The organism is Aeromonas sp. MTB, assembly GCF_056632455.1.
This window is the reverse complement of the sequence record NZ_CP147026.1, coordinates 4,294,334-4,318,262: the sequence shown is the minus strand read 5'-3', so window position 1 is coordinate 4,318,262 and position 23,929 is coordinate 4,294,334. Positions and strand designations below refer to the sequence as shown.

The 23,929-nt window shown below is 56.8% G+C and carries 26 protein-coding genes and 1 tRNA gene; 15 read left to right on the top strand and 12 right to left on the bottom strand.

What is annotated here, in order from left to right:
* Positions 1–90 precede the first annotated feature (90 nt).
* The 4 genes from hemF (at position 91) to spfP (ending at position 2,472) form a co-directional block, all read left to right on the top strand.
* Positions 91–999 carry an oxygen-dependent coproporphyrinogen oxidase gene (gene hemF / locus WBR25_RS19800; RefSeq protein ID WP_479749020.1) on the top strand — a complete coding sequence of 303 codons (909 nt, stop codon included), beginning with the start codon at positions 91–93 and terminating at the stop codon, positions 997–999.
* Positions 1,000–1,102: 103 nt separating this feature from the next.
* On the top strand, positions 1,103–1,924 hold the full coding sequence (aroE, locus tag WBR25_RS19795) for a shikimate dehydrogenase (protein WP_479749018.1): 822 nt from the start codon (positions 1,103–1,105) through the stop codon (positions 1,922–1,924).
* Positions 1,921–2,181, top strand: coding sequence for a DUF1488 family protein (locus tag WBR25_RS19790; RefSeq protein ID WP_019445781.1), 261 nt, complete (start codon positions 1,921–1,923; stop codon positions 2,179–2,181). Before aroE ends, WBR25_RS19790 begins: the two co-directional genes overlap by 4 nt.
* Positions 2,182–2,424: 243 nt before the next feature.
* The gene (gene spfP, locus WBR25_RS19785) at positions 2,425–2,472 is read left to right on the top strand and encodes a small protein SpfP (RefSeq protein WP_462101308.1); all 48 of its coding nucleotides are present in this window, start codon (positions 2,425–2,427) and stop codon (positions 2,470–2,472) included.
* A 486-nt stretch (positions 2,473–2,958) separates the two neighbouring features.
* On the opposite strand, the gene yihA is transcribed toward spfP, so the two are convergent.
* Positions 2,959–3,615 carry a ribosome biogenesis GTP-binding protein YihA/YsxC gene (yihA, locus tag WBR25_RS19780; RefSeq protein ID WP_043823173.1) on the bottom strand — a complete coding sequence of 219 codons (657 nt, stop codon included), beginning with the start codon at positions 3,613–3,615 and terminating at the stop codon, positions 2,959–2,961.
* A 142-nt stretch (positions 3,616–3,757) separates the two neighbouring features.
* Between yihA and WBR25_RS19775 the strand changes: the two genes are divergently transcribed.
* The 4 genes from WBR25_RS19775 (at position 3,758) to hemN (ending at position 7,659) form a co-directional block, all read left to right on the top strand.
* Positions 3,758–4,375 (top strand): c-type cytochrome, encoded by a 618-nt coding sequence (locus WBR25_RS19775; RefSeq protein ID WP_005339710.1) that lies wholly within the window; start codon positions 3,758–3,760, stop codon positions 4,373–4,375.
* Positions 4,376–5,214: 839 nt separating this feature from the next.
* Positions 5,215–5,802, top strand: a complete 588-nt coding sequence (gene yihI / locus WBR25_RS19770) for a Der GTPase-activating protein YihI (protein ID WP_019445784.1) — start codon at positions 5,215–5,217, stop codon at positions 5,800–5,802.
* An 11-nt stretch (positions 5,803–5,813) separates the two neighbouring features.
* Positions 5,814–6,254, top strand: coding sequence for a DUF2489 domain-containing protein (locus tag WBR25_RS19765; RefSeq protein ID WP_005339712.1), 441 nt, complete (start codon positions 5,814–5,816; stop codon positions 6,252–6,254).
* Positions 6,255–6,285: 31 nt separating this feature from the next.
* Complete coding sequence (hemN, locus tag WBR25_RS19760) at positions 6,286–7,659, top strand: oxygen-independent coproporphyrinogen III oxidase (protein ID WP_479749016.1); 1,374 nt, start codon at positions 6,286–6,288, stop codon at positions 7,657–7,659.
* A gap of 737 nt (positions 7,660–8,396) precedes the next feature.
* On the opposite strand, the gene WBR25_RS19755 is transcribed toward hemN, so the two are convergent.
* From WBR25_RS19755 to WBR25_RS19745, 3 genes are all read right to left on the bottom strand, one after another.
* Complete coding sequence (locus tag WBR25_RS19755; RefSeq protein WP_005339715.1) at positions 8,397–8,765, bottom strand: hypothetical protein; 369 nt, start codon at positions 8,763–8,765, stop codon at positions 8,397–8,399.
* 1 nt (position 8,766) lies between these two features.
* The gene (locus tag WBR25_RS19750) at positions 8,767–9,414 is read right to left on the bottom strand and encodes an AAA family ATPase (RefSeq protein WP_005339716.1); all 648 of its coding nucleotides are present in this window, start codon (positions 9,412–9,414) and stop codon (positions 8,767–8,769) included.
* Positions 9,415–9,511: 97 nt separating this feature from the next.
* The gene (locus WBR25_RS19745) at positions 9,512–9,688 is read right to left on the bottom strand and encodes a hypothetical protein (protein WP_005339717.1); all 177 of its coding nucleotides are present in this window, start codon (positions 9,686–9,688) and stop codon (positions 9,512–9,514) included.
* A 747-nt stretch (positions 9,689–10,435) separates the two neighbouring features.
* On the opposite strand from WBR25_RS19745, the gene arcA reads away from it, so the two are divergent.
* The 4 genes from arcA (at position 10,436) to WBR25_RS19725 (ending at position 15,259) form a co-directional block, all read left to right on the top strand.
* Positions 10,436–11,656 carry an arginine deiminase gene (gene arcA / locus WBR25_RS19740; protein ID WP_129504912.1) on the top strand — a complete coding sequence of 407 codons (1,221 nt, stop codon included), beginning with the start codon at positions 10,436–10,438 and terminating at the stop codon, positions 11,654–11,656.
* Positions 11,657–11,718: 62 nt separating this feature from the next.
* Positions 11,719–12,645, top strand: a complete 927-nt coding sequence (gene arcC, locus WBR25_RS19735; protein WP_019445788.1) for a carbamate kinase — start codon at positions 11,719–11,721, stop codon at positions 12,643–12,645.
* Positions 12,646–12,724: 79 nt separating this feature from the next.
* On the top strand, positions 12,725–13,729 hold the full coding sequence (argF, locus tag WBR25_RS19730) for an ornithine carbamoyltransferase (protein WP_005339721.1): 1,005 nt from the start codon (positions 12,725–12,727) through the stop codon (positions 13,727–13,729).
* 123 nt (positions 13,730–13,852) lie between these two features.
* A complete protein-coding gene (locus WBR25_RS19725) occupies positions 13,853–15,259 on the top strand; it encodes a YfcC family protein (RefSeq protein ID WP_005339725.1) in 1,407 nt (468 codons plus the stop codon).
* A 132-nt stretch (positions 15,260–15,391) separates the two neighbouring features.
* Here WBR25_RS19725 and WBR25_RS19720 read toward each other — a convergent pair whose 3' ends face one another.
* The 5 genes from WBR25_RS19720 to WBR25_RS19700 all read right to left on the bottom strand — a co-directional run bounded on the left by WBR25_RS19720 (position 15,392) and on the right by WBR25_RS19700 (position 18,301).
* Positions 15,392–15,883 carry an arginine repressor gene (locus tag WBR25_RS19720; RefSeq protein ID WP_005339728.1) on the bottom strand — a complete coding sequence of 164 codons (492 nt, stop codon included), beginning with the start codon at positions 15,881–15,883 and terminating at the stop codon, positions 15,392–15,394.
* Between the two features lie 200 nt (positions 15,884–16,083).
* Positions 16,084–16,548: an aspartate carbamoyltransferase regulatory subunit gene (pyrI, locus tag WBR25_RS19715; protein WP_139461806.1), complete on the bottom strand. Its 465-nt coding sequence runs from the start codon at positions 16,546–16,548 to the stop codon at positions 16,084–16,086.
* Between the two features lie 15 nt (positions 16,549–16,563).
* Positions 16,564–17,484 (bottom strand): aspartate carbamoyltransferase, encoded by a 921-nt coding sequence (gene pyrB / locus WBR25_RS19710; RefSeq protein ID WP_005339735.1) that lies wholly within the window; start codon positions 17,482–17,484, stop codon positions 16,564–16,566.
* The gene (locus WBR25_RS19705; RefSeq protein WP_013724188.1) at positions 17,465–17,659 is read right to left on the bottom strand and encodes a hypothetical protein; all 195 of its coding nucleotides are present in this window, start codon (positions 17,657–17,659) and stop codon (positions 17,465–17,467) included. The genes pyrB and WBR25_RS19705 overlap by 20 nt, the downstream gene beginning before the upstream one ends.
* Positions 17,660–17,758: 99 nt before the next feature.
* Complete coding sequence (locus tag WBR25_RS19700; RefSeq protein WP_421249604.1) at positions 17,759–18,301, bottom strand: hypothetical protein; 543 nt, start codon at positions 18,299–18,301, stop codon at positions 17,759–17,761.
* 201 nt (positions 18,302–18,502) lie between these two features.
* Between WBR25_RS19700 and WBR25_RS19695 the strand changes: the two genes are divergently transcribed.
* Positions 18,503–18,579 (top strand) — tRNA-Trp (locus WBR25_RS19695).
* 144 nt (positions 18,580–18,723) lie between these two features.
* On the opposite strand, the gene WBR25_RS19690 is transcribed toward WBR25_RS19695, so the two are convergent.
* Entirely contained in the window at positions 18,724–19,596 is an 873-nt protein-coding gene (locus WBR25_RS19690; protein ID WP_439840570.1) for a LysR family transcriptional regulator, read from the bottom strand.
* 100 nt (positions 19,597–19,696) lie between these two features.
* On the opposite strand from WBR25_RS19690, the gene WBR25_RS19685 reads away from it, so the two are divergent.
* Both WBR25_RS19685 and WBR25_RS19680 read left to right on the top strand, forming a co-directional pair.
* Positions 19,697–20,194 carry a lactoylglutathione lyase family protein gene (locus tag WBR25_RS19685; protein WP_005339743.1) on the top strand — a complete coding sequence of 166 codons (498 nt, stop codon included), beginning with the start codon at positions 19,697–19,699 and terminating at the stop codon, positions 20,192–20,194.
* A gap of 207 nt (positions 20,195–20,401) precedes the next feature.
* Positions 20,402–22,294 (top strand): methyl-accepting chemotaxis protein, encoded by a 1,893-nt coding sequence (locus tag WBR25_RS19680; RefSeq protein ID WP_128815732.1) that lies wholly within the window; start codon positions 20,402–20,404, stop codon positions 22,292–22,294.
* A gap of 65 nt (positions 22,295–22,359) precedes the next feature.
* Here WBR25_RS19680 and WBR25_RS19675 read toward each other — a convergent pair whose 3' ends face one another.
* Positions 22,360–22,872, bottom strand: a complete 513-nt coding sequence (locus WBR25_RS19675; protein ID WP_005356301.1) for a lipocalin family protein — start codon at positions 22,870–22,872, stop codon at positions 22,360–22,362.
* Positions 22,873–22,888: 16 nt separating this feature from the next.
* The gene (locus WBR25_RS19670) at positions 22,889–23,791 is read right to left on the bottom strand and encodes an AraC family transcriptional regulator (RefSeq protein WP_005339751.1); all 903 of its coding nucleotides are present in this window, start codon (positions 23,789–23,791) and stop codon (positions 22,889–22,891) included.
* Positions 23,792–23,929: the final 138 nt, after the last annotated feature.

Sequence of the window (23,929 nt, the reverse complement as noted above, 5' to 3'; positions counted from 1 at the left end):
GCCATCAATCCGCTGAGCGGTGAGCTCATCTGATTGATTTAACTATAAAAATTGACAGGGCGTTCACGATCCTGCCTGACTGGAGACAAGATGAGCAAACCGGATGTGGCCCAGGTCAAGGCCTTCCTGTTGCAGTTGCAGGACGAGATCTGCCGTGGTCTGGAGCAGGCCGATGGCAGTGGACACTTTGTGGAAGATGCCTGGAGCCGTGCAGGCGGTGGCGGTGGTCGCACCCGTGTGCTGCGCCACGGCGCGGTGATCGAGCAGGGGGGCGTCAACTTCTCCCATGTCTATGGCGATGCCATGCCTGCCTCTGCTACAGCCCATCGGCCAGAGTTGGCCGGTCGCAAGTTCGAGGCGATGGGTGTGTCGCTGGTGATCCATCCGCACAACCCCTATGTGCCGACCAGCCATGCCAACGTCCGTTTCTTCATTGCCGAGAAAGAGGGTGAAGAGCCCATTTGGTGGTTTGGCGGTGGTTTCGATTTGACGCCCTTCTACCCGTTTGCCGAAGATGTGCAGCACTGGCATCAGGTCTCCCGTGATCTCTGCCAGCCCTTTGGTGATGAGATCTACCCCGAGTTCAAATCCTGGTGCGATCGCTACTTCTTCCTCAAGCACCGCAACGAGACGCGAGGGGTGGGCGGTCTCTTCTTTGACGATCTTAATCGCTGGCCTTTTGCCGACTGCTTTGCCTTTATGCAGGCGGTAGGTCGGGGTTATCTCGATGCCTACCTGCCGATCATCGAGCGACGCAAGGCTCTGCCCTATGGCGAGCGGGAGCGGGAGTTCCAGCTCTATCGTCGCGGCCGTTATGTGGAGTTCAATCTGGTGTATGACCGTGGCACCCTGTTCGGGCTGCAGACCGGCGGACGTACCGAATCGATCCTGATGTCGATGCCACCTCTGGCACGTTGGGAGTATGACTGGCAGCCGGAGGCGGGCACTCCTGAAGCCTTGCTCTACACCGATTACCTTACGCCGCGAGAGTGGCTGTGACCCGAGGGACCATGATGGTCCCTTTTTACTGGCTGATATTCGGCTTGTTCCCGAGAGTGAAAACCCGTTAAATCGGAATATTGCCCTCTGATGGAACTCTTTGATGGATCGTTATCTGGTTTTTGGCCACCCGGTGCGCCACAGCAAGTCCCCCTTCATTCACACCCTGTTTGCCAGACAAACCCAGCAAGAGCTGGAGTATGGGTTGGCTGAACCCGCCGTCGACGAGTTTGCCCAAGCCCTGCGCACCTTCTTTGACCAAGGGGGCAAGGGATGCAATGTCACCGTTCCCTTTAAGGAGCAGGCATTCACTCTGGTCGATCGCTTGAGCCCGAGGGCCAAGCGGGCGGGCGCGGTCAATACTATCAAGCTGACCGATGATGGCGTGTTGCTGGGGGATAATACCGATGGTGCCGGATTGGTCGCCGATCTCAAGTCCCATGGTGTGACGCTGGCGGATAGCCGGATCCTGCTGCTGGGTGCCGGTGGCGCGGCTCGTGGTGCATTGGCGCCGCTGCTGGCTGAGTTGCCGAGCGAGCTGGTGATCGCCAACCGCACCTACACAAAAGCGCAACAGTTGGCTGCCGAATTCTGCGATCTGGGGCCTGTGACTGCCCAGACCTATGAGCAGTTGGCAGGGCCATTCGATCTCGTCATCAACTCTACCTCCGCCAGCCTGCAAGGAGAGCTGCCGCCGTTGGCCCCAGCCCTGATCCACACTGATATTGCCATCTATGACATGATGTATGGCGCCTCGGATACGGCTTTTATCAGTTGGGCCAAGCAGCAGGGGGCCCGTCAAACCATGGATGGGCTCGGCATGCTGGTGGAACAGGCCGCCGAAGCGTTTACCGTGTGGCGCGGAATTCGTCCCGGGACTAAACAGGTATTGAGAGAGTTGAAGCGTAACTTGGGGGTGATATGAACCAGGGTATTCTGTTTCCTGATCTGATGGAGTGGCAGGCTGACGAACAGCGGGTGCGTTTTCCTGCCCAGCAGATGGGGGCGCTGATAGATTGTTACATTAGCCAGCGGCGACTGGAGAGAATGACAGGTCTGGCGCTGACGAGGGAGGATGATATCGTCAGAGCCTTCGAAAGTGTACGTTTTGATATTGAAGACATGGCTGAAAAACTCATTGAAGAACAAGAGTTTGCTGAAGATGGCGCTATCTACCTCTGATTTTTCAAAGTTTTTTTGTTTTGTAGCGGAACTACTTTGAAATGGCGCTGACTAACTAGATAGTTGAGGAAGTGCTAGCTAGTCACCTTTATAACTCCCCGGTATTCGTACTGGGGATTTTTTTATCTGCATGAAAGTAAAAGGTTTTTTCTTAATCTGTAATTTGTGAAACTAAATTACATAAATTACTTTCACTTTCTGCTGCTTTGCTGTACAGTTGTCTGCGTAGGGTACAGAGGTAAGATGTTCTATCTTTCAGACCTTTTATTTCACGTAATTGAATGTGGCTGAATAGCTGCCCCGATGAGGTTCTCGTCGGGGTGTTTTTTTATGCGTGCTATTTAGAGTAAATGCTTTAAATTGGCGATGCATTTGATAGAATGAGGCTGCTTCTTGAGGAATACCTGTCGTCTGGTACTCAAGATTCAGCTTCTTCCCAATTTTTTGAACTTATTATTTCAGGCTGGATGGCATCACTGTCGTCCGGCCTCATTTTTATCCCTTTCGGTTATACCTTGTAATTAAATTTCATTTTTGTCTCTTTTTGTGATTCTTGTTCGTTTTGAAAGAACGAATTTGAAAACGCTATCAACGCCTACTTAAGTTAATTATTCGTGTGAATTAACTGCCTATCTATATGAACTTTAAGCAGTATTGGATATAGCAGGGGGAGGCGAATGCGGGGTATTTGTCGTGAGGCAGGTGAAAGCGGCAATCTGAAACCCTTTCAATCAGCGGAGGAGTGCTCCGCCAATTGCAAGGAGAGCGAGGAGTAGATTACTCCTCGGCAGGTTGCTGTTCATCAGCGTCCAGCAGGTCGGTATCGTCACCACTGACGTACCATTCGGTCAGGGTTTGCGCCAGCTTCTCCACACCGATATGGGTGAGAGAGGAGAACGCTTCGACCTGGATCTGGGAACCGAGGTTGGCAACGGCCTGGCGCACCTTGATCACCTGGTTGTTGCGCGGGCCGGGGCTCAATTTGTCAGCCTTGGTCAGCAGCAGCATGACGGGCAACTGACGGTGCGAGCTCCACTCCAGCATGTTCATGTCGGTATCTTTGAGCGGGTGGCGGATGTCCATCAGGATCACCAGACCTTTCAATGACTCACGGCGCTGCAGATACTCTGCCAGTGACTTTTGCCACTTGAGCTTCATTTCCAGCGGAACTTGCGCATAACCATAACCCGGCAAGTCGACCAGACGCTTACCCGGTTCCAGCTCAAACAGGTTGATCAGCTGGGTACGACCGGGTGTCTTACTGGTGCGCGCCAGGTTCTTGTGTTTGGTTAAGGTATTCAATGCAGATGACTTACCGGCGTTGGAACGGCCGGCAAACGCGATCTCGACACCCCCATCATTTGGCAGGTGACGGATGTCGGGTGCGCTGGTCACAAAATGCACCTTATTGAAATTCAGAGTTTGTGTATCCAACGTAAATTCCCCATGGAGATAGAGGGTTATAGAGTTACTTTTTTGTAAAATGGTGTAAAATAGCGTCGCTTAAACGCGTTTATTTTAACATGCCTTCAGCGGCATGGGATCTGGAAGCCTAATAACGAAAAGTTGGAACGCCATGAAGAACCTAGTCATTACTCTTGCTCTGATGGTTGGCGTAACGGGGATGGCACAAGCCAAGGGCGATGCCGCTGCGGGACAGACCAAGGCTGCCGTTTGTGCGGCTTGTCATGGACCGGACGGAAACAGCCTGGTTGATATGTACCCCAAAATTGCTGGTCAGCACGCATCATATATCAAAAAGCAGTTAGTTGAACTGAAGGCTGCCGCTTCTGGTCAAATTGGCCGGGTTGCGCCAGTGATGGGGCCGATGGCGTTACCTTTGTCGGAACAGGACATGGATGACTTGGCGGCTTATTTCTCCAGCCTGAAGGTTACCCCTATCGCTGTCCCTGACGACGTGGTCGAAGCGGGCAAGGCACTCTATATGGGTGGTGACATGAGTCGCGGTCTGGCAGCTTGTACGGCTTGCCATGGTCCCCGTGGCTCGGGTGTCGAACAGGCGAAGTATCCCAACCTGTCCGGCCAGCATCCTGCCTATATCAAAGCTCAGCTCACCGCATTCCGTGCCGGCACGCGTGACAACGATCCGAACGGTATGATGCGGGACGTTGCCAAGAAACTGACTGATCAGGATATCGAAGCCCTCTCCAAATATGTGGCGGGTCTGCACTGATATAGTCGATACGGTCGATTTGAGTTGAAACGGGGAGCCTAGGCTCCCCGTTGTTTTTATGGCTTTCAGATAATTCTCGGTTTAATCCCCCCGTTCTGTAAGAGATCTCCCATTCTCAAGGCAGGCCAAGGCTCATAAAATTGCATAAAATATTAAATAATCATTATTTATCAATAAATTATATGAATATTGATATTTTTCGACATGTTGAGAATGTTTTGAGTGGATTGAGCCGCTTTATAGAGTTGGTACAGTAGGCTTAATGGATTCACCCACGGATTGGGTGGCGGTTTCACGACAGGGTGTTGTGAGCAGAGGATGGCTGGCGTGGCGGGATGCCATGGGCTCGGATGAGCTGGCAAAGGATTGAAGGATCAGGATGGTGACCATCTCCGGAGCGGGATGGGGTTGCGGGATGCAGACTCCCCGGCACGATGGCAGGATGCGGTCGAGACGGGTCAAACAGGCACACGCACATTCAGGAACGACCAATATAAGGTCAGGATGACCACACAACGATATGATGCGGCGACAAGTTGTCACGGAGAGGACGAAATAGATTGTTTTGCCGTTCAGGATGGCGCACGCATGAACATATCAAGGCAGCTTCGGCTGCCTTTTTTCTTTTGGGTCATTAACCCGATTAGCCATTCTGTGTCAAAATACCAGCAACATGCCCAGAGGATACCGATCCTGCGGTGTTCAGTGGCCTGATTGGGCCTGATTGGTGCGGGATCCTGCTCTTGTTCCAGCCTTACTGTTCCTCGCATCGTATCCCACCGGGTGAGATCATCCCGGGTACGGGTCAAACCAGTTTTTTTTTTCGGAGTTAGCCATTCATGTCTGCCAAACAACCCACTCGCAAGCCTACTGGCAAGCGCAAAGAATCTGATGTCAGTGCTCAGGAAGGCCGTGAGCGTAAACGGGCTGCCAAGCGCAAGGGCCTGAAGGCTGGTTCTCGTCAGCAAGTTGAACAGCCGAAGAACAAGTCTGGCAACAGCCAGTCCAAAGATCCGCGTATCGGTTCCCGCAAGCCGGTAGTTCTGGTGGTGGATGACAAACAGAAGAAGCCGGCAGCACCCAAGGCGGTGAAAGAGAAGAAGCTGGTGATGACGCCCGAGCAGGAGCTGGCTTCCATCGAAAACGATGACCGCTTGAATGATCTGCTGGATCGTCTTGATGCCGGCGAAACCCTGGAAGCGGCCGAGCAGGCCTGGGTTGATCAGCGTGTCGACCGTTATCAGGAGCTGATGGATGAGCTGGGCATCATCGACAACGACGATGATGAAGATGATGAGCTGCCGTTTGATGATGGCGATGACGCCGAGTTCGACGAGCAGAAACCGGCCTCCGAAGAGGAGTTGTGGGACCGTTTCAACCAGGTCGATTTCAAGCCGGAACCCAAGCCTGAGCCGAAGAAAAAGTGATGAGTGGATGGATGCTGGCCGCCCTGTTGGGCGGCCTGATTTTGTCAGGATTGGCCATCTATGCAGGCATGCTGCTGGCCAGGCTGAGACGACAGCAAGCGATGCAGTGGCAGGCGATTACCGCTCGCAATGAGCGAATTCTGGAGAGCGTACGGGTCATTGCCCATGCGGTGCAGGAGGGGCAGTGCGATTACTCCGAAGGCGCCATTCGGCTGACCAATCTGCTGGATGCGTTGCAGATCAAGGGGGGGCGAGCGTTCGTTGCCGAGTTCCCGGGTCTGTACGGGCTGTATGAGAAGGTGAAAGATATGCCGACTCATGAGGCCAGACGCGCCCTCAAGCGCAATGAAGTGATGAAGATGGATCTCGAACGCAGCGGCTACGAGGCCGAGCTGGAGGCTCAGATCCTCAAGGATGTGGCCCAGCTGAAGGATTTTCAGTTAGGTCGGTGAGCCAACAATAACAACAAGAGAGGAAGCGAGCGTGCAAGCAGAACAGATTGTGTGGGATCAGGCCCTGATCGAAAAATATAACTACAGTGGCCCGCGATACACCTCTTATCCCACTGCGCTGGAGTTCAACGAGAGCTTCGGCTATCCGGATTTTGTCCGCGCTGCCGGCCAGTATCCCGAGCGCAATCTGTCGCTCTACGTGCACATCCCTTTCTGTCACAAGCTCTGCTACTACTGTGGCTGCAACAAGGTCATTACCCGCCATCAGCACAAGGCTGACGAGTATCTCGACTACCTGGAGCAGGAGATCAAGGCGCAAGCCCCGCTCTTCAAGCATCGTCTGGTTACCCAACTGCACTGGGGGGGCGGTACACCCACCTATCTGGATGAAGCGCAAACGCGCCGTCTGATGGCCATGCTGCGTGAGCACTTCTATTTCGCCGAAGAGGGGGAGTTCAGCATCGAGGTCGATCCGCGCGAGATTGCCATTACCATGCTGGATGTGCTGCGAGACATCGGCTTCAACCGCATCAGCCTTGGGGTGCAGGACTTCAACAAGGATGTGCAGGTTGCGGTCAACCGCGAGCAGGACAACGACTTTATTAAAGCCATGTTGGAGCGGGCTCGTGAACTTGGCTTCCGCTCGACCAACCTCGACCTTATCTATGGCCTGCCGCATCAGGATCGTGCCAGCTTCCACCATACGCTGGAAGAGGTGCTCAAGACGGATCCGGCGCGCCTTTCCATCTTCAACTATGCCCATCTGCCGAGTCGCTTTGCCGCCCAGCGCAAGTTGAAAGAGGTGGATATGCCTGCGCCGCAGGAGAAACTGGCCATGCTGCAGGACACCATCGCCTTCCTCACCGGTCAGGGTTACCAGTTCATCGGTATGGACCATTTTGCCAAACCCGATGACGAGCTGGCGGTCGCGCAGCGCGAGGGCAAGCTGCACCGCAACTTCCAGGGCTATACCACACAAGGTGATTGCGATCTGCTGGGACTGGGGGTCTCCTCCATCAGCATGATCGGTGATGCCTACTCCCAGAACCAGAAAGAGCTCAAGGCCTATTACGCTCAGGTTACAGAGCTGGGTCATGCCCAGTGGAAAGGCTGCTCGCTCAATCAGGATGACCTGATCCGACGTGAGGTGATCAAGCGGCTCATCTGTGATTTCCGTCTGAACTTTGCTGCTGTCGAACAGGCGCACGGGCTCAATTTCAGAGAGTATTTTGCCGATGATCTCAAGCTGCTGCAGACCTTCATCAACGATGGATTGGTGCGTATGACGGAGGATGGTCTGGAAGTCTCCTCCACGGGGCAGCTGCTGATCCGCAATATCTGCATGTGCTTCGACGTGTACCTGCGCAACAAGGCGCGTCAGCAGCAGTTCTCTCGCGTGATATAAGCTTGTTTGCCGATGAGAAAACAGAAAAGGGCGCCATCGTGGCGCCCCTTTCATATGTATTTTTGCTTAAGCAGCGGGTCGGGAAGGTTCTGGTAAGAAGTCTCTGCGCTGAGGCAAGCAATTGAGAGCCAAGCAAGGGGACGGTGAAATGCAGATAAAAAGATGGGGGCGACTTGCGTCGCCCCCGGTAGTCGTATCGCTCAGATCCTTGAACGAAGTTGCTCCCTGCAATCCCTGACTGTTTACCTCTTCCTTTAGGTTTCCCCTTCCCAATCCTTTGGGGTGTCCTTTAGCCATCTTGGCCTGACGAGTCATCCTGTCCCGTCGCACTTTCTCCGTCCTGGGAGGTGTCCTTTACCACATCCTGTGGTGAGTCCATTTGCCCAACCTTGGCAGCCAGTCTTCCTGACCGACTTCATTGCGTCCGTGCATGAGTAACTATAAGGATTTTCTAACCGGCTACAACGCCAGATTGGAAAACGTTTTTGTCATTAGCTATTTCGAAAGTGATGGGTTTCGATTTATTCGTTTATAAACAGCCACTTAAGTTTGTCATCTTCATGTTTTAAGATCTTATCTTCCGATTATCTCGGGGATCTTTTCGGCTGTTGGCTTACATGTGGAATGGCAGATCTCTTACATGGCGTTTTGGTTGCTTCAGAAACAGATGTTGCAGTCTGATGATGGTCATTCATGGTGAGTTGGTGAGGCACACAAAGAGCGGTTGAATGGAGAAATTATGAGCGCTGGTTGAGCCGCTCATAGATGGTCTGGCGCTCTTCCGGGGTGAGCGAAGAGAAGTAGTGGGTAAAAAGGCGCAGCAACAGGGACTTGTTCATGCCGTCTTGCTGGGTCAGGTTACCCAGCTCGTCGATGGCCACCGTGCTCATGGAGAAGGTGGCTTTTTTGTAGCTGGGCTTCAGGTGCTCACCACTCTCGATAAAGGCCAGCGCCGACAAGGCTTCATCACGATGCAGGCCCAGTTCAAGGCTGACCACCTTGGGTTTGCCCTTGGCGTAGAACTCCGCATCTTCGATAAATTCGTCGACGGTGAACTTCTTCTGGTGATGCAGCTGGTGCTTTTTCTTCAGATCGGCCAGACCCATCTCACACCCCCACTTGCAGGAACTCTTTGGCGATGGCCCGGATCTCTTCGGCGGATTTGCCATCCGGCTCGATCTCCATCACCGACAGTCCCTTCTCTTCGCTGTCGTCATAGACGTTGCGGCCATAGGTGATGGCGTTCAGGACGTCGACACCGAACGAGGAGCAAACCTCTTTCGCTTCCAGAATGCGTTTTACCTGATTGGGCAGGGCGGGGCACTGGGTCAGCACTACGGCTGCATTGAGGGTCGGGTTGACCATCTTGCAGGTGGTGATGAGATCTTCCATGTGGGGCAGGGTCTTGAGGTCGCGACGTTTCGGGCGCAAGGGGATCAGGGCGTGGGTGGCGACAGCCATGGTAGAGCGCAGCGCCCGGTTGTCTTGCCCGCCGCAATCGACGATGACGTAGTCGTAGCGGTTTTTCAGGCTGAGCAGGTCGTTGCGAATATTACCATAGAGCTGTACGCAGTTGATTTGTGGTAGCTCCGGGTTGTCGTTGCGCTCCTGAATCCAGTCAGAGGTGGTGCGCTGCGGGTCGCAGTCGACCAGTAACACCTCCCCCTGAAATTGGGATCTGAGGTAGACCGCCAGATTTTGTGCCAGGCAGCTCTTACCACTCCCCCCCTTCTCTCCACCGACCAACAAGATCATGACGTTCCCCTATCCATGAGAAAACCGCTGATTTCAGTATAGGAGGGGCTAGTCTCATCACAAGGCGAGAGGAGTGATGCTCCTCTCGTTGTTTCGACTAGTAATGAACGCTGCCTCCCTGCCAGCGGCAGACATAGTCAGGCACCAGCATTTGAGGGGCCTTGTCGACATGGCATACCACCATGGGCATGGCAGGGGCTCCTTCAGCCTGGCTGAGGGTGGGGAGCGCAGAGAGCAGCAAAGTCGCGAGCAACAGCATGGGTTTCATCTTCATAACAACTCCTTGGTAGTGCCATTCCTGTGTGATCTGGATCACTTTCTGAGTTAAGTCGAGGTTGGCGCCAGTGCAAGGTGAGACGAATAAATTCAATTAATGAAAAAAGTATCAAAAGGCGTTGTGGTGACCGACGAGGATGGCTGCCCACCTTGATGCGGACTTTGTGCATATTAAGTTGAACCGCACAAAGAGGTGGTGACTGATGAGGCCGAGCCTGATGGGGTTGGCATCAATGCCATGATCTGGAACAAGAAAAGATTTATGCAGTGAATGTGGTCGATGTGAGTATTTATTTCTCCCGTGTTCCTCCCGTCACGGCGATGTATTCAATACTTAGGGAGTAATATTCAAATTATATTTGTAAAGTTATTTATAGTGATGATTTTTAACAGTTTTTGTTATTTTCATTTAATCACTCCAGTGAACTGGCATGAATAAAAAATGAATCAACCTGAAATATAGCAGGGTGGTTTTGCATGGTTATTCGGTGCGATTTGTTTGGAAAATGCGCAATTTGCTACCGGGGTCATAGATTGGATGGTGAATATATTCAGTTCTGAGTGAATGTGATCAATGTCTAAGTTTGTCGTGATTCGCAGGGCTAACCTCGGTCTCGAAAGGCAAGGGCAGGATAGAACATAAGCCGATTACCCTACATAAAGAATATCCCGCCTTAGCCACGAGCATGAATAGAAGGAATCTATTCAATCACTCGCAGGGACCACTGCTAGACGGAATATAATCATGAGCAAATTTTATGTAGGTTCTGAAGTTGGCCAATTGCGCCGTGTCATGTTGCACCGCCCCAACCTCAGTCTGAAGCGTCTGACTCCTTCCAACTGCCAGGATCTGCTGTTCGATGACGTCCTGTCTGTTGAACGCGCCGGTCAGGAGCACGACAAATTCGCTCAGGTACTGCGCGATCAGAATGTCGAAGTTTTCCTGCTGACCAATCTGCTGGCGGAAACCCTGGATGTGCCGGAAGCCAAAACCTGGCTGTTGCAACATCAGGTCTCCGACTACCGCCTCGGCTCTTCTTTTGCCAACGACGTGCGCTGCTTCCTGGCTGACATGCCGCACCGCGAACTAGCCCGCATTCTCTCCGGCGGCCTGACTTACTCCGAGATGCCCTACAGCGGCGTCAACATGGTAGTGGGCATGCACGCTCCGACCGATTTCATCATCGAGCCGCTGCCCAACCACCTCTTCACCCGTGACACCTCCTGCTGGGTTTACGGTGGCGTCTCCATCAACCCGATGGCCAAACCGGCTCGTCGCCGCGAGACCAACCATGTGAAGGCCATCTATCGCTGGCACCCGATGTTTGCCGGTCAGGACTTCATCAAGTACTTCGGTGATGAAGATCGCGACTACGACAACTCCACCATCGAGGGTGGCGACGTACTGGTTATCGGCCGTGGCGCCGTGCTGATCGGCATGTCCGAGCGCACCACCCCACAAGGTGTCGAGCACCTGGCTCGCAGCCTGTTCAAACACGGTCAGGCTAAACAGGTCATCGCCATGGAGCTGCCGAAGCACCGCAGCTGCATGCACCTGGATACCGTCATGACCCATATGGATGTCGATACCTTCTCCGTTTATCCGGAAGTGATCCGCAAGGATGTGCAGTGCTGGAGCCTGACTCCGGGCGGCGCCACCGGCATGAACATCAAGGAAGAGGGCTACTTCGTCACCGCTATCGAGAAAGCACTGGGCGTGGATCAGCTGAAGATCATCACCACTGGCGGTGACAGCTTCGAAGCAGAACGTGAGCAGTGGAACGACGCCAACAACGTGCTGACCGTACGTCCCGGCGTGGTGGTGGGTTACGAGCGCAATACCTACACCAACGAGAAATATGACAAAGCCGGTATCACAGTTCTCTCCATCCCGGGTGATGAACTGGGCCGTGGCCGCGGCGGCGCCCGCTGCATGAGCTGCCCGATGGAACGCGACAGCATCTGATGAGACGGCGTGGCGCCGGCAGAAGCTGGCGCCACACAGAACCAAACTCGAGATTAACCACTATGAAAAAACCAACTGTCGTCGTCGCTCTGGGTGGCAATGCACTGCTCCGTCGTGGTGAGCCACTGGAAGCGGATATCCAGCGCAAGAACATCGCCACTGCCGCCAAAACCATCGCCCTGATCGCTCAGGAGTACAACGTGGTGCTGGTGCATGGCAACGGCCCGCAAGTCGGCCTGCTGGCCCTGCAAAACAGCGCCTACACCAAGGTATCCCCCTATCCGCTGGATGTGCTGGGTGCCGAGTCCCAGGGCATGATCGGCTACATGCTGATCCAGGAGCTGAAAAACCTGATGCCGAGCCGCAACGTCACCGCGCTGCTGACTCAGGTGCAGGTTGATCCCAAGGATCCGGCATTCGCCAACCCGACCAAATTTATCGGCCCCGTCTACGAAGAGGCTGAAGCCCGCGCCCTGGCAGAAGAGAAGCACTGGGTGGTCAAGGCTGACGGCAAGTTCTTCCGCCGCGTAGTGCCGTCCCCGCTGCCTCAGCGCATCGTTGAAGGCGATGCCATCGAAACCCTGATTGCCCAGGGTCACCTCATCATCTGTACCGGTGGTGGCGGCATCCCTGTGACTTGGGATGGCCAGAGCCTGACCGGTATCGAAGCCGTCATCGACAAGGACATGTCTGCCGCCTATCTGGCCAAGCAGATCAAGGCTGACGCCCTGCTGATCCTGACTGATGCCGATGCCGTCTATCTGGATTGGGGCAAACCGACCCAGCGTCCGCTGCGAGTCACCAGCCCGGACGAGCTGGCCGGGGTCAAGTTCGACGCAGGTTCCATGGGGCCGAAAGTCGAAGCCTCCTGTGAATTTGTCAAAGCGACCGGCGGCATGGTCGGCATCGGCTCGCTGGAAGATGGCCTCGCCATCCTCAAGGGTGAAGCCGGCACCAATATCGTCGCCACCCGCACCGTACATGCGTAATTACCGATATCTGTACTGAGAATGCGTAGTCAACACTACTGCCCGAACTGGTCTGAAACATATATAGAGAGAACTCATCATGGCTTTTAATCTGCGTAACCGTAACTTCCTGAAACTGCTGGACTTCACCCCGCGCGAAATCCAATACATGATCGACCTGGCCATCGACCTGAAGAAAGCCAAATACGGTGGCTACGAGCGCAAGCATCTGGTCGGCAAGAACATCGCCCTGATTTTCGAGAAGACCTCCACCCGTACCCGCTGTGCGTTTGAAGTAGCGGCCTTCGACCAGGGCGCGCAGGTCTCCTACCTTGGCCCAAGCGGTTCCCAAATCGGTCACAAGGAGTCCATGAAGGACACAGCTCGTGTACTGGGTCGCATGTATGACGGTATCGAATACCGCGGCTACGGTCAGGAGATCGTGGAAGAGCTGGGCGCCTACGCCGGTGTCCCGGTGTGGAACGGCCTGACCAACGAATTTCACCCGACCCAGATCCTGGCTGACTTCATGACCATGCTGGAGCACGGCAAGGGCAAGCGTCTGGATCAAATCAAGTTCGCCTACCTGGGTGATGCCCGCAACAACATGGGCAACTCCCTGATGGTCGGCGCTGCCAAAATGGGCATGGACATCCGTCTGGTCGCGCCGAAAGCCTTCTGGCCGGAAGAGGAGCTGGTTGCCAAGTGTCGCCTGATCGCCGAAGAGACCGGCGCACGCATCACCCTGACCGAAGATGTGAAAGAGGGTGTTCTGGGTGCTGACTTCCTCTACACCGACGTCTGGGTATCCATGGGTGAAGCGAAAGAAGCCTGGGATCAGCGCGTCAAACTGATGACCCCGTATCAGGTCAACATGGATGTCATCAATGCCACCAAGAACCCGGATGTGAAGTTCATGCACTGCCTGCCCGCATTCCACAACGACGAGACCACCATGGGCAAGGAAGTGGCTGACAAATATGGCATGAAAGGCCTGGAAGTGACCGAGGATGTGTTCGAATCCGAGCACAGCATCGTGTTCGACGAGGCCGAAAACCGGATGCACACCATCAAGGCAGTGATGGTTGCTACGCTGGGCGACTAAGGTCGCAGTAGTGGTGCCGGGGGGCGACCCCCGGCTTTTCGACCATGTGACAGCGGCATAATACCTCTAACCCTACAACCCGCAGCCTGCATGGATACCACACCCACAGAAGGAAGCTGGACCATGACCAAATTCAAGTTCCCGTCAGCCTACACGATACTGTTTGTGCTGATCGCCCTGGTGGCCGCCCTGAGCTGGATAGTGCCGGCCGGCAAATATGAGATGACCATGAACGAAGCCCTCGGCAAAGAAGTGCCGGTGGCGGGTACCTACAAACTGGTGGAGGGGAATCCCCAGGGGATCGTCGACGTGCTGCTGGCACCTATCGATGGCCTCTACAACCACGACACCTATGAGGCAGGCGCCATCGACGTCTCCCTCTTTATCCTGATCATCGGTGGTTTTCTTGGCATTGTGACCAAGACAGGTGCCATCGATGCCGGTATTGAACGTGTGACCGACCGCCTGCGCGGCCGGGAAGAGTGGATGATCCCGATCCTGATGGCGCTGTTCGCCGCAGGCGGCACCATCTACGGCATGGCCGAAGAGTCGTTGCCGTTCTACACCCTGCTGGTGCCGGTGATGATGGCCGCCCGCTTTGACCCTGTGGTGGCTGCTGCAACCGTATTGCTGGGGGCCGGTATCGGTACTCTCGGTTCTACCATCAACCCGTTTGCGACCGTTATTGCGGCCAACGCCGCCGGTATCTCCTTCACCGACGGTATCTGGCTGCGCGTCGCCATGCTGGTCGCCGGTTGGTTGCTCTGTGTTGCCTACGTCATGCGTTACGCCAAGATGGTGCGCAGCGATCCGAGCAAATCTCTGGTGGCTGACAAGTGGGAAGAGAACCGTGCCCACTTCCTTGGCAACAAGAGCGACCAGATGCTGGAGTTCACCCTGACCCGTAAAATCGTGCTGGGTATCTTCGTCGCCGCCTTTGCCGTGATGATCTACGGTGTGGCCGTGCTGGGCTGGTGGATGGCGCAGATCTCCGGCGTGTTCCTGGCTGCCGCCATCATCGTTGGTCTTATCTCCCGCATGAGCGAGGAGGAGCTGACCTCCAACTTTATCGACGGTGCCCGCGACCTGCTGGGTGTGGCGCTGATCATCGGTATCGCCCGTGGTATCGTGGTAGTGATGGATAACGGCATGATCACTCACACCATTTTGCACAGTGCAGAAGGGATCGTGACCGGCCTCTCCACCATCGTCTTTATCAACGTGATGTTCGTGCTGGAAGTGGTGCTCTCCTTCCTGGTGCCGTCCTCCTCCGGTCTGGCCGTACTGACCATGCCGATCATGGCGCCGCTGGCCGACTTCGCCAACGTGGGCCGCGATCTGGTGGTGACTGCTTACCAGTCTGCCTCCGGTCTGGTGAACCTGGTGACCCCGACCTCCGCCGTGGTCATGGGCGGTCTGGCCATCGCCAAGGTGCCTTATGTGCGCTGGCTGAAGTGGGTGGCTCCGCTGCTCGGTATCCTGACCGTGCTGATCGTGGTCTGCCTGAGCCTGGGCGCCGTGCTCTCCTGAGGGATAACAAGCAAGATGAAACGGGAGCCTGCGGGCTCCCGTTTTTTATGGGCGCAAGAAGTGATGGGCACAAAGTAGCAGGTAACAAAAAGGCGACCCGCGGGTCGCCTCAGTGCATTTTGGGGAGAGAGCTTAGCGGGCCTGCGCCAGTGTGCGCACCACGGCGGCATGGGCCTGACGGGTGCGGCTGATATGGCGCGGCGCGACCAGCACCACGTCATTGCCCGCGACGGCGCCCATGATCTCGGGATTGGCGTTGCGATCCAGCAGGCGGGCCACCACGGTGGCGGCCCCCGGGGTGGTGTGGATCAGCACCATCTGCTGGTTGTGTACCACTTCGCGCACCATGTCGTGGATCGAGCGGGTACTGCCGGCGGGTTCCAGCTGCTCATCGACCAGGGTGTAGACCTTCTTGCCGTTGGCATTTTGCGCCTTGGCGACGCCGAGACGGCGCAGCAGGCGGGAGATGGTGGACTGGCTGATGTCGGCAAAGCCGCGCTCCGACAGCTCGCGACGGATCTCTTCCTGGGTGCTGTAGCAGTGCTGACCGATGATCTGGCGACAGGCATCCAGCTGGGCCAGATCGGGCTCTTGGGCAACGGGACGACTGAGGGTTTTGACCACGGCGAATTCCTTTGATGATGACCGGAGGTAAACGCGCGATATCTGCCATAGCAGTCAGTTATCAGGCAAAAACACTGATAATCCATCTATATGCAGGGAATGAGCGGGCATTACCATCTTGCGATGGCAAATTATAGCTGACTGGAAATTCGGTGATGTGACAGGGTTCAAAAATGGGCCCCGCGGGGCCCAATCAGATATCAGTAACGCTCGCTGACGATGTCCTGAGTGAAGGACTTCTCGCAATATTTGCACTTCATCCGTACCACGCCTTTCACTTCGCGCACCCGGAAGTAGCTGTCCACCGGCTCGTTGTGGGAGATGCAGTTGGAGTTGGGGCAGTGGAACACCCCGGCGATGAACTCCGGCAGCTCCAGCAGGTGCTTCTTCACAACATTGAAGTCTTCGATGATGTTGACTGTCGCCTTGGGGGCGAACAGCGCCAGCTGGTTGGCCTGCTGTTCGGTCAGGCGGGTGTTCTCAATCTTGATGAGATCCTTCTTGCCCAGCGCGCCGGATTTCAGGTTGAAGCCGACGGTGATCCGCTCCTGGGTTTCAACCAGCTGGAACAGCTTGAGGATCTTGATGCCCTGGCCAGCGGGGATGTGATCGATGACGGAGCCGTGACGGATGGCTTCGACTTGCAGTTGGTTCTTGTCAGACATGATATTCCCCTAAGCTCAGACAGTTTCGTTCAGTACCAGTGCCAGCAGCGCCTGGCGTGCATAGACCCCGTTCTCCGCCTGCTGGAAGTAGCAAGCGTGGGGAGTCTTGTCGACCGCCACATCGATCTCGTCGACGCGGGGCAGGGGATGCAGGATCTTCATGGTGGGCTTGGCCCCTTCCAGAGTCGCCAGCTCCAGAATGAACTTGGCAGCCATGTGCTTGTATTCAGTCTCGTCGAAGCGCTCTTTCTGGACGCGGGTCATGTAGAGGATGTCCAGCTCCGGCATCACCTCTTCCATGGTCTGGTGGACGCTGAACTGGATACCCTTCTCTTCCAGCTCTTCGCAGATGTAGTCCGGCATCGCCAGCGCTTCCGGGGAGATGAAGAAGAAGCGGCAGTTGAACAGGCTGAGGGCCTGGGCCAGCGAGTGCACGGTGCGGCCATATTTCAGGTCACCGACGAAGGCGACGTTGAGGTTGTCCAGACGACCCTGGGTCTCATGGATGGTGAACAGGTCGAGAAGGGTCTGGCTCGGATGCTGGTTGGAGCCGTCGCCGCCGTTGATGACCGGCACGCGGGAGAACTCGGAGGCCAGACGGGCCGCGCCCTCTTTCGGGTGGCGCATCACCACCGCATCCGAGTAGGAGCCGATGATCTTGATGGAGTCAGCCAGCGTCTCGCCCTTCTTGGCGCTGGTGTTGCCACCGTCGGCGAAGCCGATGATGTTGCCGCCAAGGCGCTGTACCGCGGTCTCGAAGGAGAGGCGGGTGCGGGTGGAGGCTTCGAAGAAGCAGCTGGCAACCAGCTTGTCTTTCAACAGGCTGGTGTCAGGTTCAGCCTTCAACCGTTGTGCGGTTGAGACTACCAGTTCCATTTCTGACCGGGTCAGGTCCGAAATGGAGATGACATGTTTCTTATAGAGTGGATTGGTCATCGTCTGCATTCCCTTTGACATCATTGGAGGTTTTTCGGGCACAAAAAAAAGCCCCTGAAACAGGGGCTTTTTTTAAAAATAACTGGGGATCGTTGGGGTGGGAACCGGAAACAACGGGGCCGCTCTGGTGCGCACCACCCGTCTGCAAGGCTGTTTTCTGAATCAAAAACTGCATCGTTTCTTCCCGACCTTTTTCAAAACCGGACAGATTATAGGGCCGCTTTTTTAATTGTCAAAATTTTATTTCCGATGCCAATTTCAGCATAAAAAACGTTTAAGTGGCGGAAACATGACGACAAATCCACACCTTGTGCGTCTCTTGCAGCGATTCCCCATCGCGGGCCATGGCGCGCAAATAACCGAGTCTGTGGTGTCCTTCCAGCAGGCAGTAGGGGCGGGGTAGGGGATGACCGTTCGGGTAGCTGGCTCCCTCTTCCGGCACCAGCACGATGACAGGTTCGGGCCAGGTGCCTTCGCTCAGCATCTTCTCGCCGAGCCAGGAGCGACGCACATAGCGGTTGCTGCGCAGCATCTCGCCCCAGCGCTCGATCACCTCCATATGGCGGGAGTCCACCTGATCCACCAGTTGCGCGGTGGGCCAGCTTTCACAGGTGAACTGATGGCTGGCGAGATCGATAAAGCTCCAGTTGGACTCAAAACCGCGCCAATGGCGGTAAATCCACTGGGAAAGCACATTTTCAGGAATAAAGGGCACCAGTGGTGCGACCCGTTCAAGATAGGCTGGCAGGGACTCTGTCTTGCGTTCATCCCTGAAGTTGAGGGGCGCCAGTTGTTGGAGCAATCGGTAATTGAGCATAAGTGGCCTCCCGGTACCTGATTTCACCCTACCCCCATTTATGTCCCATTCCTACCCCGGCAGGGCTGCAAATACAGCAAGTTATCCCGCTTTGCTGCACAAACAACCGCGACTTGTTCGGGATTTGTGCAATTGCATCGAAAGCGTAAAAAAAGCCTTTACCTTTGATCTCCACTTTGTATACTACGCCTCGTTTGTTGCAGGGGCGTAGTTCCAATTGGTAGAACAGCGGTCTCCAAAACCGATGGTTGCGGGTTCGAGTCCTGCCGCCCCTGCCATTTTCAGAAAGGCCAGCTCATTGAGCTGGCCTTTCGCATTTCCGGCGTTCGCCAATTTATCCCTCTCTCCTTTCTCTTCTCCTTCTTGCCGCTAGCCCTCGGTGACTGTGGTCACATTGATCTCGATGTCTGCTGCAAGAGCGTTCAATGTGCAGCAACCCGCTGTTTCAGGACGGTGACCAGCCGCTGGTGGCGGGCGGGGAGTGGCCACTCGGCGCGGTAGATCAGCCAGAGTGTGTCGATCACTTCAATGCTGCTCTGGATCACCCGGATCTTCTCCTGCTGGGCAAAGGCGGTGACGGCGAAGCGGGGCAGCACGGTAAAGCCGAGGCCGCGGGCGACCGGCTCCAGGATCAGGCCGATCTGGTTGGTAAAGCCGCGCAGGGGGATCTCGTCAACGCGCTGGCCGGGGTAGCGTCGTCCCAACAGGCGTTGTGCCATGCTGCGGCCATCCGGGTGGTCGATAAAGCCGAGCTTGCAGAGGTGCTGCCAGCTCTGCTCCTCGCCGTCGTTGGGCACCACCAGACAGAGGGGTTCGCGGGCGAAGGGCTCGGCGGCGATGCTGGGGTGTTCCGGCGGCTGATCCACCAGTCCCAGATCGCTGCGCCCCGCCAGTACCGCCTGCACTATGTCGGGGGTGGGGGCAAAGCGATGCTGGATGGTGAGTCCGGGGTGCTCCTGTTGCTGGTCGAGCAGCAGAGGATAGAGCAGCAGACCGATGCTGCCCGGGGTGGACAGGGTGATGGCGCCGCGGTGAGGGTCATCGTCAGAGAGGCGCGCCCGCAGCTGTTCGGCGGCCTGCGCCTGCTGGCGGGCGAAGTCGAGCAGCACCAACCCGCGCGGAGTGAGCTCCAGCTGACGGGGCTTGCGCAGCAGCAGAGGGCCAAATTCGGCCTCGAGACGCGAGATATGCTGACTGACGGCGGCCTGGGTGAGATCCAGCCGCTCGGCGGCGCGGGTAAAGCTGCCGGTTTCATGCACCACCACCAGGGTATGGAGCCAGAGTGGATTAACCATAAATTTAATTTATGCATTCCATTAGTTTGACCTTATTTTTCATTATGTCGCCCCTTCCTATCATGTCACCTGTTTCCCACACACAATTTCAAGGTGACGTATGACCTATCCACGCAACTTCTCCCACATCGGCATCACGGTGACTGACCTCGACAAAGCGGTCGAGTTCTATACCAAGGTGATGGGCTGGTATCTCATCATGCCGGCCACCACCATCACCGAGGATGACTCCGCCATCGGCGTGATGTGTAACGACGTGTTCGGCCCGGGTTGGGGTTCTTTTCGCATCGCCCACCTCTCTACCGGCGACAAGATCGGCATCGAGCTGTTCGAGTTCCCCAACAGCGAGCGCCGTGAGAACAACTTCGAATTCTGGAAGACCGGTGTGTTCCACTTCAGCGTTCAGGATCCGGATGTCGAGGGGCTGGCGGCGCGCATCGTCGCGGCGGGCGGCAAGCAGCGGATGCCGGTGCGCGAGTACTACCCGGGCGAGAAGCCCTACCGCATGGTCTACATGGAAGATCCCTTCGGCAATATCGTCGAGATCTACAGCCACAGCTATGAGCTGACCTACTCCGCCGGTGCATATCAGGGGTAAGTGACAGGCCGCCTTCGGGCGGCCTGCTGCTTTGTTGTTACAAGAGTCAGTAGCATGGAATAGCGATCTGGTTCACACGAATAGCGTGTTCTGTTGTTGATAGATGGGAAAATATACAGATTCACTAAAGTCTGTTCATATTGCGGCCGATAGCCTTTGATACATCAGGGTTTTCCCTGCCTGACACAACAACAAGGATTCGTCGTCATGACCCTCTCTCTGCGCGGCAAGCTGCTGGCCACCAGTCTTGGTGTGGTGCTGCTGATGGCATCACTGCTCGGCATCGTTGCCTTTCACACCCTAAAATCCCGCACCATGAGCGCCATCCAGAGCGAGGCGGTCAACTATGGCCACGCCTACTCGGTCGCCATCGGCGACTGGATGACGGATCGCAAGAACACCGTCCATGCGCTGGTCAACCTGATCAGCGATAACCCCCAAGCCGAGCTGGTGCCGCACCTGAAGCAGGCCTACACCTCCGGCGGCTTCGGCCTCACCTATTTTGGCTCCGCGCAGGGGGTGATGACCCGGCAGGATCCCTCCCTCAACACCGGCAACTATGACCCGCGCGAGCGCCCCTGGTATCAGGATGCGGTGAAGGCGGGGCAGCTCATCGTCACTGCCCCCTACGTCAGCGTCACCATGCAGAAGCTGGTAGTCACCCTCTCCGAGCCGGTACGCCATCAGGGGGAGCTGGTCGGCGCCGTGGGGGCCAACCTGGCGCTCGACAAGCTGATCGATGAAGTGCTGGCGATGAAGGTGCAGGGTGAGGGCTATGCCATGCTGCTCGACAGCAGTGGCCTCATCGTCGGTCATCCGCAGAAGGATCTGGCGCTCAAGCCCATCGCCGAGCTGGCGCCGGGACTCTCTGCCGCCACCTTCCAGCAGTGGGGCCGTGAAAACAGCGAGCTGCACGCCGCCACCCTCGACGGGCGGGATGTGCTGCTGGCGGTACAACCGGTACCGGGCACCGACTGGCTGCTGGCCATGGTGATGTATCGCGATGTGCTGGAGGCGCCGCTCAGCAGCCTGCTGTGGGAGCTGGTGGGGCTGACTCTGGTGCTGATGCTGGTGTTCAGCGCCCTGCTCACCGCCACCTTCAAATACCTGTTCGCCGATCTCGGTCGGGTCGCGCACGCCCTGCACGACATTGCCCACGGCGAGGGGGATCTCACCGTTCACATCAACACTCACAGCAAGGATGAGGTGGGTCAGCTGGCCCAGAACTTTAACCAGTTTGTGGCGCGGCTGCACGGTATCGTCAGCCGGTTGCGGGATGTGACCGTCGAGCTGGCGGCCCAGTCCCGTGCCCAGGCGGCCGGGGCGCAGGCTCGCAGTCAGCGGGTGCGCCAGCAGCAGGACGAGATCGTGATGGTGGCGACCGCGGTGACTGAGATGGCTTCCGCCACTCAGGAGATCGCCGGTAACGCCGAGTTTGCCGCCACCACCGCCACCGATGCGGTTGCACTGGCGGTCGCCGGTCAATCCCAGGTTGGCCAGAGTCAGCGCAGCATTACCGGTCTGGCGGACGAAGTGGCCGATGCCAGCCAGATCATCAATGAGCTCGACAGCCATGCCCAGAAGATCAGCGGCATTCTGGCGACCATCAGCGGCATCGCCGAGCAGACCAACCTGCTGGCGCTCAACGCCGCCATCGAGGCGGCCCGGGCCGGTGAGCAGGGCCGCGGTTTTGCGGTAGTGGCGGACGAGGTGCGGGTGCTGTCGCGCCGCACTCACGACTCCACCGACGAGATCCAGCAGATGATCGAGACCCTGCAGCAGACTACCCGTCGCGCCGTGGGTGGCATGGAGACCAGCCGTCAGCTGGCGGGTACCAGCGTGGAGGATGCGGAAGCCGCCAACCAGAGCCTTGCCCGGATCAACGAGGCGATCGGTTCCATCAGCGACATGGCGACCCAGATCGCCGCAGCGGCCGAGGAGCAGACCTCGGTGACCGGCGAGATCAGCCGCAATACCGAGAATATCCGCCACGTCTCGCAAGAGCTGGCCGAGCAGGCGGGCAGCGAGGCGGCGCAGGCGGCCGAACTCAAGTCGTTGACCGAGCGGCTTGAGCAGGAGATCGGCCGCTTCCGGCTCTGACATCCCGCCACGCCAGCAACAGAAAGGGCAGCCCGCGGGCTGCCCTTTGCTATTTTACGACTGGCTTAAGGGGTCTGCTTGACCCAAATCAGCTGGTCGGTAGCAAAGCCCAGCGACTTCGCCTTGGCGACCAGCGCATCCACCTTCGCCTTGGGCGGATTGGGGGAGCGGGAGAGGATCCAGAGATAGTCGTGGTTGTAGCTGGTCACCAGCGAGAGCTGGTAATCGGGGTCGAGGTCGATGACGTTGTAGCCGCCGTAGAAGGGGCCGAAGAAGCTCACCTTGAGTCGCGCCTCGTCCGGGTTGCCGACGAAGTAGGCCTTGCCTTCGGCTTCGCGCCAGCTGCCATCGCTCTGCTTGCCGCGGTTGAGCACCTTGACGCCGCCATCGTCCCGCAGGCTGTAGGTGGCGCTCACCTGCTCCAGCCCCCGTTCGAAGCTGTGGTCGAGGCGGGCAATCTCGTACCAGGTACCGAGATAACGATCGAGCTGGAAGCCGGTGACGGGGCGGATGCCATCGGCAATCCCGGTACAGGCCGTTAGCAGTAAAGCGGTGAACAGGCAAAGCAGTGAACGCATAGTAATCCCTCTCTTGTTATCCCTCAATGATGCGCAGCTGGCCATCCCGGAAGCGGGAGGCCTGATCCGTCGGCGTGCTGCCGAAGAAGCGCTTGTACTCCCGACTGAACTGGGAGTTGCTCTCGTAACCGACTCTGGCCGCCGCGGTGCCCGCCTTGATGCCGTCGTGCAGCATCATCATCCGCGCCTTGTGCAGGCGAAACGACTTGATGTACTGCAGCGGCGAGGTGGCGGTGACCGCCTTGAAGTGGTGGTGAAAGGCGGAGACGCTCATGTTCACCTCCCGCGCCAGCTCCTCCATGGTGAGGTTGTCGGCATAACGGGACTCTATCATACGCAGCACCCGGGCGATCTGGCCCACATGGTTGTGGCGATTGGCGAGCGCTTGCAGCGCCGGGCCGCCCCCCTCGGTGAGGGCGTGGAACAGCATCTCGCGTACCGTCTGCGGCCCCAGCACCCTGGCGTGCAGCGGGTTGTCCATCAGCTCGATCAGTCGCTCGGCAGCGCAAAACATGGTTTCGGACAGGGGGACCGAGTGGACGCCGCTCTTTTGCGGCGCGGGGGCGGGCAGGGCATCGCCCAGCTCCAGCAGCAGCTCTTGCAGGGTGACCAGATCGATCTCGATGGTAAAACCGATAAGCGGCTGCTCGGGGGAGGCGAAGCACTCGCACTCGCAGGGGAGCGGCAGGGTCATCAGCAGATAGTGGTTGGGGTCGTAGCGAAACACCTGATCCGCCAGATAACCCACCTTGTGCCCCTGCAGGATTACGATCATCCGCGGTTGGTAGAGCACCGGGGTGCGGCCATGGTGTTCGGTGGTATAGATGAGGTTGACCTGTTTCACCGGTGATGGGGTGATGCCGGGGGCGGTGACGTGGCGGGTCAATCTGGTTGCGAGGTCGCTGTAACGGTTTTGCATGGGCGCTCTTTGATTCGACAGTTCCAGTTTTCGCTGCTTTGTAGAAATAGGCAAGAATAAAGCAGGATGTTGCCTTGATGGTAGGGTGGTTCTGGAGAAAAATGCAATCACGATTTCGCGGCCAGGCCGCCCTGACTA

Bases quoted from the DNA above. Each gene is read 5' to 3' on its own strand.
- hemF (WP_479749020.1), top strand. From the start codon at position 91: ATGAGCAAACCGGATGTGGCCCAGGTCAAGGCCTTCCTGTTGCAGTTG.
- aroE (WP_479749018.1), top strand. From the start codon at position 1,103: ATGGATCGTTATCTGGTTTTTGGCCACCCGGTGCGCCACAGCAAGTCC.
- WBR25_RS19790 (WP_019445781.1), top strand. From the start codon at position 1,921: ATGAACCAGGGTATTCTGTTTCCTGATCTGATGGAGTGGCAGGCTGAC.
- WBR25_RS19775 (WP_005339710.1), top strand. From the start codon at position 3,758: ATGAAGAACCTAGTCATTACTCTTGCTCTGATGGTTGGCGTAACGGGG.
- yihI (WP_019445784.1), top strand. From the start codon at position 5,215: ATGTCTGCCAAACAACCCACTCGCAAGCCTACTGGCAAGCGCAAAGAA.
- WBR25_RS19765 (WP_005339712.1), top strand. From the start codon at position 5,814: ATGCTGGCCGCCCTGTTGGGCGGCCTGATTTTGTCAGGATTGGCCATC.
- WBR25_RS19755 (WP_005339715.1), bottom strand. From the start codon at position 8,765: ATGGGTCTGGCCGATCTGAAGAAAAAGCACCAGCTGCATCACCAGAAG.
- WBR25_RS19750 (WP_005339716.1), bottom strand. From the start codon at position 9,414: ATGATCTTGTTGGTCGGTGGAGAGAAGGGGGGGAGTGGTAAGAGCTGC.
- WBR25_RS19745 (WP_005339717.1), bottom strand. From the start codon at position 9,688: ATGAAGATGAAACCCATGCTGTTGCTCGCGACTTTGCTGCTCTCTGCG.
- arcA (WP_129504912.1), top strand. From the start codon at position 10,436: ATGAGCAAATTTTATGTAGGTTCTGAAGTTGGCCAATTGCGCCGTGTC.
- arcC (WP_019445788.1), top strand. From the start codon at position 11,719: ATGAAAAAACCAACTGTCGTCGTCGCTCTGGGTGGCAATGCACTGCTC.
- argF (WP_005339721.1), top strand. From the start codon at position 12,725: ATGGCTTTTAATCTGCGTAACCGTAACTTCCTGAAACTGCTGGACTTC.
- WBR25_RS19725 (WP_005339725.1), top strand. From the start codon at position 13,853: ATGACCAAATTCAAGTTCCCGTCAGCCTACACGATACTGTTTGTGCTG.
- pyrI (WP_139461806.1), bottom strand. From the start codon at position 16,548: ATGTCTGACAAGAACCAACTGCAAGTCGAAGCCATCCGTCACGGCTCC.
- pyrB (WP_005339735.1), bottom strand. From the start codon at position 17,484: ATGACCAATCCACTCTATAAGAAACATGTCATCTCCATTTCGGACCTG.
- WBR25_RS19705 (WP_013724188.1), bottom strand. From the start codon at position 17,659: ATGCAGTTTTTGATTCAGAAAACAGCCTTGCAGACGGGTGGTGCGCAC.
- WBR25_RS19700 (WP_421249604.1), bottom strand. From the start codon at position 18,301: ATGCTCAATTACCGATTGCTCCAACAACTGGCGCCCCTCAACTTCAGG.
- WBR25_RS19690 (WP_439840570.1), bottom strand. From the start codon at position 19,596: ATGGTTAATCCACTCTGGCTCCATACCCTGGTGGTGGTGCATGAAACC.
- WBR25_RS19685 (WP_005339743.1), top strand. From the start codon at position 19,697: ATGACCTATCCACGCAACTTCTCCCACATCGGCATCACGGTGACTGAC.
- WBR25_RS19680 (WP_128815732.1), top strand. From the start codon at position 20,402: ATGACCCTCTCTCTGCGCGGCAAGCTGCTGGCCACCAGTCTTGGTGTG.
- WBR25_RS19675 (WP_005356301.1), bottom strand. From the start codon at position 22,872: ATGCGTTCACTGCTTTGCCTGTTCACCGCTTTACTGCTAACGGCCTGT.
- WBR25_RS19670 (WP_005339751.1), bottom strand. From the start codon at position 23,791: ATGCAAAACCGTTACAGCGACCTCGCAACCAGATTGACCCGCCACGTC.